Genomic DNA, 10,470 nt, shown 5'->3' on the forward strand with positions numbered 1-10,470 from the left:
CCTCCCATATAGGGAAGCGAGCTTAGCCCGCTATCCCTGTTTGTATTTGGTGAGTATGTCTCGTGCACGTTGGCCGAAATCATTTATCACCGTACCCCGCGTGGCTTGTTCGTAATACCGTAAAGCCTCAAGCATTTCATCCCGTTCTGCCCGCAGTCGCTCTATCTCTCCCTGTTGCCAGCGGAGCCATTGGCGGCAATTTCCCCTAACCTCCAACCACGCTACTCTTCCTTCTTCGTCAAACTGCTCTGACACACCCAACGCCTTCCGTATTTCTTCCGCTATCCCCGGATTGTTACTCATCTACTGTCACCCCGATTTCTTTGAGGATTTCGCGCAAGCAATATTCGGCGACTTCGTATGCTTCCGCCATGCCAAGCTGATGACTGTCAGAGCAGACAGTATAGTTTAGATAAGCCTTTTGGGACCATTCGTCCAACTCTTTCAGGTAGCCGTTTAAACTCCCGATCAACTTTTGCGCCGTTTCCCGAAGTTCGTCGTGCTGCTTTCGCTCGAATTCATGTTGGCGACGTTCGTCTTCGAGTTTGGCGCACGACGTACGCCGCCAAAGCTTTCGATTGGCTGGAGGCATTCGGGCTGACGAAGGTTTCGATTCCTTCAGCCGAATACCAGCCTCCCGGCCCTGCCGCAAACCGGACAACCAACGTCGCCGCAAGCGTGTCTTGTAAAAGGCAGATCGTCTAATTCCACGTGCGGCACATTCTGCGCCCCTGTTGAGATTGAGATGGCTTCGAGTGCTTTTTCGATTTCGTCGTATTCTTCGCCCTCGCATAAGCCTTGCTTTTGGTAATAACGTAATGCGTTGAATACGCCGCGCGATGAAAACGCCGCCCGCAGTCGATCATCGGTTGGAGCGTCGAAACGACCGGATTTGATTTCCTCTGTAACAGCGTTTAGCGCGTAAAGATGATTGTCGTATCCATGTTCGTGATACATCAGAGACATTCGAGCAATCCACTCCAACAGCTTATGTCCATCTATCAATTTCGCCTGTTTATTGATCATTGGGATTCTCCTTCCTCAGTATCCGTTCGCTTGCCGCTCATGGTTGACGCGGTTTTTTTCAACGTAGGCGGTCGCGATCTGGTCGAAGGTGAAGCCGAGGTGTTTCTCCCCGAGTGCGTAGAAGATAAATAGCGATGACCGAAGATGCTCCCTACGCCATTCCTTCACGTCTTCCGGTTTGTGGAATAAGAACTGGTCGCCGATAATTAATCCGACATTGTGCAACAATTCGATGAATAGGATATTCGTTTCGCCTTCCGGATCGTCTTCCCAGGCGTACAGATCATCAGCCGGCAGTTCTAGCTGCCGCGCGATGCTCAGGAAGAAATGGAGACAGTCAACGTATTCTTCCAGGAGTTTGTTCACGATTACTTGCCCACTTCTTCCGCAGTCGGGGCAAAACGTATAGCCCATGCCATCGGCCAAGTCCGGGACTTCTCCCTTACCTTTGCAAGTAGGACAAGTCACTTGAACCACCGTCCGAGGCTCCCGGTCGTTGCTCCAATGCTTAAACCCGCGCCACTCGTTCGCCAATTCGCCGATCTCAACCTGCAGCGCCAATACCGTGTTCGGCAGCAGGTCTTGCCCCTCCAGCCCCTTTTCGCGAATAATCCGCGCGTCGAGCTCCTTTTGCATTTCGTACATTTGTTCAAGAGTGATGGTCATATCCAATTCTCCTCCTATGGGGTGATGGGGGTTATCCCCAATATTTAGGGTCCCATTCGTCCTTATCCGGCCCGCACATCAGTTCTAGGACATGTACCTCTGGACTGTTATCTGCTGTTGCAACCAAAAAACCACATCGAAGGCAGTACGTCCGGGTCCAGAGCTCAGGCCATGAAGACATATTTCCTGTATATCTTGTTCGCTCGCACCCGCATTTGGGGCAGAATTGATCCGACAACTCTGCGGGTTCCGGGTAAGGCATCGGTGTCACGACCACCGCAGCAATGCGCTTGCGCAGTTCGTGCTTTCCCCATTTCCGGCCGAGCATTGCCTTTTTGGTCTTACGGGATAATCCGGCGTAATGGATCAGCTCTTTGTAACGGTTGGGCGACGGCGTGGCCGTGCAGACCAGTTTATACGGTACGCCTTCGAACTTATCAAGGAACGTCTGATACGTCTTGCTTCCAAAGCTGCGGAGAACTGACGCTTCGTCCAGCACGCAGGCCGTAAAGTAGGTAGGGTCGATATCTCCATCCCGAACGCGCTCGTAGTTGGTCAGCAGAATCCTTCCGGTGGCCGCGCGCGCTTCCGTCATCGTCCGGACGTATTCCGGTTCTGACAGGCCCAGCAGCTCGACGGCATCGCGCTTGAACTCCTGCATGACGCCGAGCGGAAGCACTATCAACGCCTGGCCTCCTTGGCGCTCAGTGATAATCCGGCAATATTCAAGCTCCTGCACCGTCTTGCCGAGGCCGAAGGACTCGAACAACGCCCGTCGGCCTCCCTGCACTGCCCATTGCACAGCGTCGCGCTGATGGGGCTTTAGCGCTGGGTGAATATCTGTAGCGTTGATCTTGAACCCAGAATCACGAGCGATTGCTATTTTTGATTTGAGAAAATCAATATAATCCAAGCTTTACACCTCCCTTCGGCCTCTCTTACGCCGTAGCCTCACTCGGTAGAGAATCCGTAATATATCGGGCGATAATTCCGGTTGCCATTGCATTTTTGGCGGCAGTCGCATCTCTTGCAATCGGCGAGCCGCGGCATACCGCATGTCGAGCTCTAGGCTCTGATCGATCGCGATTCGGTAAAGAATGCGTTTGTTCACCTCTCCACCTCCATTTTACGAACACCTGTTTGGTCAAAAGGCCGCACGAATCCCCTGACCGAGCGCTTGCGCGGCCTAAATCGCTTTGTTTAGAATGTCCTGAACGACCTCGAGTTGTTGCCTCTCCGTATCGATCGGCGGTAGCAGCTCCCGCATTCGGTAGAGGTTAAAGGCTATCCGGGCGATCACGTAAGCGTCGACGACATTGTCGCTCTTGTGCGTGTAGCCCCAGCGCTGCAGGACCGCGGCCTTTATGGCCTCCTTCTTATCCCGATCTTTCAGCCGGCGCTTGTTGCCGGCCTCGCCGGTCCATCCGGTCACGCCGACGTATTTCTTTGTCCACATCGGGTTGACAATATAGAAGCCGAGATTCCGGCGGTGGATGACCGTCCGCAGGCCGCCGTGGATCATGCCCGTCGTGATGCCGCTCTGCGTGCCGATTGCCGGCGCCTCAATGCAAATTTCATCCCCCTCCTGCAGCAAGCGGAAGAGTTGGTTTTCGAGCGAGACGAGCTGCTGAACCGATATGCCGCCCTTCTCCTTCTTTCCTTCGCCCTTGATTTCCGTCTCAAGGATCACGCTGCCGTGCTCATCCAGGGCAACGACACCCGTTTTTGTCGCCGGGTCGATTCCGACAAATCGCACGGTTTACTCCTCCTTTCGCTTTTCGCCGTTGCGGTCGTATTCCCCCAAGCGTTTCCGGCTCCAAGGGATTTGGTCGGCGATTTTGTCGTACATCTGCCGATCGCTAATGCGACGGCGATAGTAATTACGCGCTTCATCCCAAATGTCGGACAAATGGTCATTGCACAGCGGCACCAAAGCGAACGTTCCACGCCCGCGCAGTCGGCAGCCTGGATATTTGCAACGCCCCTTCATGGCGATCCTCCTTCCTCCAGTTTGTGGCGCCAGCGGTAGCGCTGGACTTCGTCTGCAACAAGGTCATATTTCCGCATCAGTTCTTCGCGCTCCGGCCCTGTGAGCAGCGGGTCATTTTCCAAATCGTGAGCCTTTTCGATCAGCCATTGCAGCGACCGCTCATAGGCTTCGTCATTTTCGATTTTTCGGCCAGTTTTTGCGCTCAGACTTCGTCACCTCTTTCTTTTCGAGCTCCTTGAACCGCTGCAACCATCCCTGGAATAGGTAACGGAATTTGTTCGTCCCGACGTTTCGGCCTTTCGCGAAAACGGATTGTATGACCTTGCCGCCCTGCTCCGTATCGTCGGGATTGTGCCAGAGGAACTCGACCACATCCGCATCCTGCTCGATGCTGCCGGACTCCTTGAGGTGCGAAAGCTTCGGCTCCTCCGAGTTTTCGCTGTCCCGCGTCATCTGCGACAGCAGAAGGAAACAGCAATCCAGTTTGCGGGCGATCTGCTTCGCCATACCGGTCACACGGCCAATCGCCTGGTCACGGCGCTCGCCGGGCTTTTGCGGGATGTGCATGATCTGTAGGTAGTCCACGATGATGAGCGCAATCTTCCCGTACTTTTTCTTGAACCGGCGCGCCGTGGCCCGGATCTCTTCGATCGTGACGGCCGCTTTGTCCTGGATGTAGATGGGCAATGATTCCAGTTCGGAATAGGCACGCTCGATCTTCTTCCACTCTTCTTCCGTAAACCCGTCCTCTCCACCCTTGTTAATGATCCGGTTGTATGAAACGCCCGAAATGTTCGCGACCATACGGTCTTTCAACTCGTCTTCATCCATCTCCTGAGAAAAAATCAGGACAACACCGGCATCTTTCGCATCGATTTGGAAAATCCCTTCGCCTTGACGCTGTCTCGCAACACCTATGGCGAGCTGCAACGCCTTGGCTGTCTTTCCTACGCTGGGGCGACCGGCCAGAACGTACAGCCATCCGCGCCAGAGTTGCGACCAGCGGTCGAATTGGTCGAATCCGCTCAGCATCTTCCCGGCTTTGCTGCGCAGGTGCTGCATGTATTCCTGTTTCGTCTCGCCGAAACTCCGCATACCGATCGACTGCTGTGGCCGTAGCTCGTCGATCATCTCCTCAACGGTCGCGAAATATTCCTCATCGCTTTCAAAGTCGTCTCGTGATAGGCTCGCAATTTGCCGACCCTTCTCGGCGATCCGCCGACCGAGCGCTTTCGACCGAACGAGCCGCGCATAATGCTCAACGTTGGCTGCGGACGGGCAGCTCCTTTGTAACTCCAGCAGGTATGCGACGCTCCCCATGTCCTCCAGGCGGTTTCGACGCTGAAAATGCTCAGCAACCGTCACGATGTCGACTGGCTTATCTGCCCTATAGAGGTACTGCATGACGCGATATATCAGTTCATGCTTCTCGGAACTGAAATCCCTCGGCTCCAAAAAGCTGATCTCATCCAGACATTCCGGTCGCAAAAAGATGGCTCCAAGGACTGACTGCTCGGCCTGCAGCTCGTGGAATTCTTCAACTCCAATCGAACTCATCCGGGTCATTCCCCTCCTCTACCCATTGTTGGAAGGCGACTTCCTTGTCGCGAGATTCAAAATATGAATCTCTTCCTTCCTCTTCCCGCGGCAGCTGGTTCAGGTATTTGTCGAAATTCGTCGGCCTGAACAGCGTATCCGGTCGGAGATACTCGAACATCTTCGGATCGTCGAGCCAGTGGCTGCATTTCGTATCGATTACATAGACAAAATCTTCAAAGGTGCGACCTTCGCTCAACCGGCCGTTGATCAAGTCTCTCGTTCGCTTAACTTTTGAGCTATATCGCTTACCTGTTTTTTCGTTGAGATAAGCGATAATTTTTTCGTGGATGCCGCTATATATATCTTTTTTATTAATTCCTTTATATACATTCTTATTATTGTTTCGTGAGTGTTCCAAGTTCCGTTCCAAGTTCTCCTCCTCCTTCTCTCCGAACGCTTGATACATCTCGTAATTCAACACCGTAAACACTGTTCCAAGTTGGTGCTGTTTCGTGCATATCCTCTGCAACTTCACGAGACGCTGAATCGTCCGGTTAATTGTGGCCGTAGAGTAGGTTTTAACCTGTCGGTTCTCAATGAATTTCAAGTCCTCCTGCAGCTTGCGCGTGGACCGAAGCCATTGCCCCCGCTGTAATACCAGGTCATCAGCTACTCTTACACCCTCCTCAGAAAAAACGGCATTGCCATAGATCAGGAAGAACAAACGGAATTCGACGATGTTTTGCCATATTGGGTTCGAAAACACTTCCCTGCTTGTTAAAAATGCGCCTCCTGGCATCTCGCCTCACGCCCGTCTTAATGTCATTCCGGCTTCCTCTGGAGTTCTGGCCCCCTTGTAGGTGTTGCAGACTTTGCAAGCCGTTGCAAGGTTCTCGCGTGTTGTCGGGCCGCCTCGTGATTCTGGGAGAATATGATCTATAACCAAATCTTTATGCGACCCGCAATATCGACAGCGGTAGCGATCCCTTTCGAAGACTTCTTTTCTTAGCTTGCTTGGGATAGATTTCTTTGACTTGACTGCTGGATTCGCAGGCTTATGGCGTTGAAACATCGAAAAGAAATTTTCCTCAACGCAGTTTGCGCACAGCGTGAAGTCCTTGTGCTCCCAATGAAGGTAAGAACCGACAGCCTCTTCGCATTGATCGCAAACATATACCGGGACGTCTTCGCCGCACACATTAACCGTTCGATCAGTTTTGCTCACTGACTTTCCCTCGCACGTATTCGGCGACGGCGGTCGCCAGATCGAATGATCGCTCGGACATCTCCCACTCATCGATCAGCCTGCGGACATCCGCTCTGACCGGGTCCTCTTGCTCCTTGCGAACCTGCCGTAGTTCCCGCAATAGCTGCGTCACATTGTCCATGAGGGCGTCAATGTCGTCCTCAAGTGCAGCAATGTGCATCAGGAGTTCGTTCATCATAGGGGAAGAGAAGCCGATTTTTGTTGCGATGACCTTCATTGCTGCTAGAAATTCCGGATCAAGCCTTTTTTTCTCCAATCCATTCCCTCCTATCGATCCGCGACGTAAACGGCGGCGCCGGTCAGCGCCTGAATCTCGCGCTTGAACGCGGCAGCGTCGCTGTTGTTGTCACTAAGATGCAGTAGCCAAACCTCTTGCAGTTTGCTCAGGTCGTTCGCTCGGAAGAAGTCCTTCACGTTCTCAAGCGAGAAGTGCGAGCGTAACAGACGCTTCTTCATCGCGACCGGGACCCGGCCAGCGAGGATGTTCTCGTCTAGGATGGCGAGCGAATAATTACACTCGATCGCGATCATACTTAGTCCGGAAAATCGATACCGGATGTAATACGTGTCCGTCGCAAACAGCAGCTTCTCGCCGTCCTGATTCGCGAGCAGGAACCCGAGCGGCTCCTCGACGTCGTGCTCGACCTCGAACGGCAACACCGTCCACGTCCCAACCGTAAATTGCCTGCGCGCTTCGATCGGTATTGCCCGGTGTCCGGTCAGTCCGGCGGCCGCCATCGTCCCGGCCGAGGCGTAGACATTGATGCCAGCTTTCATGACCTCAGCCGCAGCTTTGATATGGTCGCTGTGCTCATGCGATATGAGGCACCCGGCGATGTCGGATGTCCGGAATCGGAGCATCCGGCGGATGTCGGCGAACCGAAGGCCAGCCTCCAGAAGTAGCGGCGTGGTGCCGTCGGTCACATAATAGGCGTTGCCTGCGCTGCTGGAGCCGAGTGGTCGAAATTCAATCAACCTGCTTCACCACCGAATCTCGACGATTTTGCCGCTGTTCTAACCTCGTAGCCCACCGACAATTTGTTGGTTCGTAATTACCGAACGGATCTTTTCGGTCGATCGTTAAATGTGGCTGGTACCCATTCGATAACGCCCAATTACAGAATCCTTCGAAATTCATCCATTCATCGCATACCGTGACACCTTTTGCGCCGTAGTAGCGATAGGACTTGACTCTTGGGTTGTAGCATCGATTTTTCATGCCTGCCCAGATTCCATAAAGCCTTGTCCTCGAAAATCCATGAATTCTCCTATCCCTGCCTACCTCCGCCCGCTTACATCCACAGCTTTGCGAGTGTCCGCTTCGAAGATTTTCCATTCGAAACTGTTTTTCTCTACCACACTCACATTTGCATAAAAAGTATCGTTTGTTACCGACCTTCGGAAGTTCTCTCACAACAGATAACATTCCGAACTTGTCCCCAGGATTCAAAATTATTTTACGTAAAGCCATAGGATCACCAGGCCGGACCGTCCTCATCTTCCGCCGGCTGCGGATCAGGCTTCTTTGCGGCCTTCGGCGGCTCTGCTTCTCGTACCGGTTCAGCGTTCGCTGGTTCATGTACCGGGTCGGCAGCAGCAGGCGGACGCTCCGGCAATGGTTCGATATCGATCACTTCACGGTTCGCGTTTTCGGCGATCTCCTGCCGGACCGCTGAGTACGTGTCGTCGGTCGCCTCGGAGTGGAGCATTTCCACAAAGGCATTGCCGAAATCCTTCGGGATTTTCTTCACGATGTTGTTCCGGATTTTCCGAATGATCATCGACTCGCGGCTCTGGTGCTCCGTCCATGCCGGACTGATCCATTGCTGCAGTTCGGGGTCATCCAAGGCGCCCAAACCGAGCTTAGCAGCCTTTTGCAGCACTTCCGCCTTTTTCTCAGCGATCTTTTTTGCCTGCTCGGGCGTAGCATCATACCGCGTTTTACCCTGCGGGAGTATCCCGAACGTTTCGTTCATGAGGTTGTTGTTGATGTGTGCGATCAGGTTGCGCGCCACATCATCCCGCTCGCCGATAAAATACTGAATGCTTTTGTCCTTGAATATGATCGGGTAGACGATCCGGACGACCGGCCCCTTGCCTTTCGGTGTCCATTTCGGCGGCGTCATCTCAAGCCCGTTGTAAGTCGGATATTCGAAGTCGTCGCCTTCTCGGACGAGCCAGTACGGGCGCACCTGCTCGACATTGCGGCCGAACCGGTTGAGTATCGCGTCGTTCCCGTCACCCTCGATACCCATTTCGATCTGCTTCTTCCAAACGTCCTTCCCGTCAACCTTGACCTTGACGTTTCGGACCTGGAAATATACTTCTCGCGGGCTGGCCGCTGCGTTCAGCTTCAACGCCGCAACGTTCAGCAAGATCGTCGTCAGATTGTTCCGGTCGAGAGTCGGATCGCTGAATGGTATTCCTTTTGCATCCAGCGTGGCATTGATCGATGCGAGAGCGTTCAGCACGCACTGCTTGGAATACTGGTCCATGCTGATGCCGTGCCCGGTCAGCTGGCCCTCGATCATCGGCAGAAACGTGTCGTTAACCTTTGTCAATCCGGTCGAATAGGTTTGGTTGCTCAAAACAAAGTCGCCTCCTGTGCGGTTTGATTTGCGCGCTCGATGCGCAGCTGCTTGTCGCCTTTGCTGACGATCAGGCGGATTTGCTGTCCGGCCGTTTCGGCCAACTCGGTTACAGCCTCCGCGTTGTCGATAAAGATCGGAGCTACAAAACCGTAATGCTGCGAAAGCGTATTGATAATGTCCAGGCCCACATTGATCTGCGCCGCCCGGTTGAGTCCGCTGCTGTACGGCACGCCGTTATACAGTGTCTCGCAGGTCTCCTCCAGACCGCCGTTGATTTGCTGTTCGAAAAGCTTGAACCGTGCATACCGGAATTTCGAATTGATCTTCGATTCCAGCAGCGTCACCTTGGTCCGGATGAACTCCTCTGTCAGCCACAGCTGGCGCTCAAGGCCCTCGAACTCGGCCGCAAGTACCTTTTCCTGCTGCTTGAGCTCGGCGATCCGCCTTTTGCCCGCCTCGACCTGGTCGATCTTGGCTTTGTCACGTTCGAGCAACTCCAACTCCGTCCGGAGCTTCGCGAGCTCTGCGCGGAGCGTTTCGAGCGTGCCCTGTACGGACGAGCGCAGCCCCAGAATTTCACGCTCGACAGCCGCCTTCTCCTGCAGCTTTGCCGCGTATTCCGGATGGTTCTCGACGTCCGGCCCCCCGGCCGCTGCTCGTTCGAGCTCTTGTTTCGCAGCGTCGGCTTCCCGCCTCGCTATTTCTAGGTCGGCGTGAATAGCCTCCAGTTTTCCGGCAAGTTCTTCCGTCTCAAGCACAAGCTGCTCTATTTCATCCTTCGTCGCCTTCCCCTGCCTGTTGATCTCCTCTAGCCGACTCGCTTTGCTCATATTGAAAGCTTCGAGCGCCTTCCGGTGAGCTTCTGCGATCCGTTCGGCCGGAAGCTGCTGCCCGCACGCCGGGCAAGTATTTTGTGTGTGAGTCCCTTCGAAGGTTTCAGCTTTGGCAGCACGCCATTCCGCCCGCAGACGGTCTGCCTCTGCTTTCTTGGCTTCGATGCGAGTTGTATTTTCGCTGATTCTCCGTTCAATCCGCTGAGATTCGAAAACCAAGTCGTCCGCCCGCCGGGTCAGCGCTTCGGCTGCCTGACGCTTAGCGGAAATCGCCTGCAGCGCCGCGGCTTGCGCGTCGTTTTTGATCGTCAGCAATTCGCCTTCAATTTCCCGCAGTCGCTTTTCCTTGACTGCGATCTCACCGCCGGACTGGATGCGGATCAGTTCGGCCTGCTTCGCCTCGACCTGCTCTTTGATCGATGTGATTTGCTGATCAAGAGCATCGGCATTCAGCATTGCGACGTCAGGCATCGCCCGCTGCGCCTCGTCGATCCGGACCGGTATCTTGTCAAGCTCTTTGTTGATCTCGCTGCGTCGCGCCGCAAGCATCTTGCGGTG

The 10,470-nt window shown here is 54.1% G+C and carries 12 protein-coding genes; all 12 read right to left on the bottom strand.

What is annotated here, in order from left to right; translation table 11 throughout:
* Positions 1-295 precede the first annotated feature (295 nt).
* A complete protein-coding gene (locus tag ABEV74_RS20635) occupies positions 296-661 on the bottom strand; it encodes a hypothetical protein (RefSeq protein ID WP_430149151.1) in 366 nt (121 codons plus the stop codon).
* Positions 619-1,026, bottom strand: coding sequence for a hypothetical protein (locus ABEV74_RS20640; protein ID WP_430149154.1), 408 nt, complete (start codon positions 1,024-1,026; stop codon positions 619-621). The genes ABEV74_RS20635 and ABEV74_RS20640 overlap by 43 nt, the downstream gene beginning before the upstream one ends.
* A 15-nt stretch (positions 1,027-1,041) precedes the next feature.
* Positions 1,042-1,692 (bottom strand): dUTP diphosphatase, encoded by a 651-nt coding sequence (locus tag ABEV74_RS20645; RefSeq protein WP_430149157.1) that lies wholly within the window; start codon positions 1,690-1,692, stop codon positions 1,042-1,044.
* A 31-nt stretch (positions 1,693-1,723) separates the two neighbouring features.
* Positions 1,724-2,605, bottom strand: coding sequence for an SNF2-related protein (locus tag ABEV74_RS20650; protein ID WP_430149160.1), 882 nt, complete (start codon positions 2,603-2,605; stop codon positions 1,724-1,726).
* Positions 2,606-2,878: 273 nt separating this feature from the next.
* Complete coding sequence (locus tag ABEV74_RS20655; RefSeq protein WP_430149163.1) at positions 2,879-3,448, bottom strand: RuvC family protein; 570 nt, start codon at positions 3,446-3,448, stop codon at positions 2,879-2,881.
* Between the two features lie 405 nt (positions 3,449-3,853).
* On the bottom strand, positions 3,854-5,239 hold the full coding sequence (locus ABEV74_RS20660) for a replicative DNA helicase (RefSeq protein ID WP_430149166.1): 1,386 nt from the start codon (positions 5,237-5,239) through the stop codon (positions 3,854-3,856).
* The gene (locus ABEV74_RS20665; RefSeq protein ID WP_430149169.1) at positions 5,220-6,020 is read right to left on the bottom strand and encodes a conserved phage C-terminal domain-containing protein; all 801 of its coding nucleotides are present in this window, start codon (positions 6,018-6,020) and stop codon (positions 5,220-5,222) included. The genes ABEV74_RS20660 and ABEV74_RS20665 overlap by 20 nt, the downstream gene beginning before the upstream one ends.
* A gap of 6 nt (positions 6,021-6,026) precedes the next feature.
* Positions 6,027-6,518, bottom strand: coding sequence for an HNH endonuclease (locus ABEV74_RS20670; RefSeq protein WP_430149172.1), 492 nt, complete (start codon positions 6,516-6,518; stop codon positions 6,027-6,029).
* Positions 6,433-6,744 carry a hypothetical protein gene (locus ABEV74_RS20675; protein WP_430149175.1) on the bottom strand — a complete coding sequence of 104 codons (312 nt, stop codon included), beginning with the start codon at positions 6,742-6,744 and terminating at the stop codon, positions 6,433-6,435. The genes ABEV74_RS20670 and ABEV74_RS20675 overlap by 86 nt, the downstream gene beginning before the upstream one ends.
* Before the next feature lie 11 nt (positions 6,745-6,755).
* On the bottom strand, positions 6,756-7,463 hold the full coding sequence (locus ABEV74_RS20680; RefSeq protein ID WP_430149178.1) for an MBL fold metallo-hydrolase: 708 nt from the start codon (positions 7,461-7,463) through the stop codon (positions 6,756-6,758).
* Between the two features lie 500 nt (positions 7,464-7,963).
* A complete protein-coding gene (locus tag ABEV74_RS20685; protein WP_430149181.1) occupies positions 7,964-9,076 on the bottom strand; it encodes a hypothetical protein in 1,113 nt (370 codons plus the stop codon).
* The coding region (locus tag ABEV74_RS20690) for a coiled-coil domain-containing protein (RefSeq protein WP_430149184.1) at positions 9,073-10,470 on the bottom strand (1,398 nt) is incomplete at its 5' end. The genes ABEV74_RS20690 and ABEV74_RS20685, both read right to left, overlap by 4 nt.

This window comes from Paenibacillus cisolokensis, assembly GCF_050481165.1.
GTDB classification, from domain to species: domain Bacteria; phylum Bacillota; class Bacilli; order Paenibacillales; family Paenibacillaceae; genus Paenibacillus_AH; species Paenibacillus_AH cisolokensis.

Coding starts and splice junctions, on each gene's coding strand:
- ABEV74_RS20665 (WP_430149169.1), bottom strand. CDS start 6,020: ATGCCAGGAGGCGCATTTTTAACAAGCAGGGAAGTGTTTTCGAACCCA.
- ABEV74_RS20660 (WP_430149166.1), bottom strand. CDS start 5,239: ATGAGTTCGATTGGAGTTGAAGAATTCCACGAGCTGCAGGCCGAGCAG.
- ABEV74_RS20670 (WP_430149172.1), bottom strand. CDS start 6,518: ATGAGTGGGAGATGTCCGAGCGATCATTCGATCTGGCGACCGCCGTCG.
- ABEV74_RS20640 (WP_430149154.1), bottom strand. CDS start 1,026: ATGATCAATAAACAGGCGAAATTGATAGATGGACATAAGCTGTTGGAG.
- ABEV74_RS20645 (WP_430149157.1), bottom strand. CDS start 1,692: ATGACCATCACTCTTGAACAAATGTACGAAATGCAAAAGGAGCTCGAC.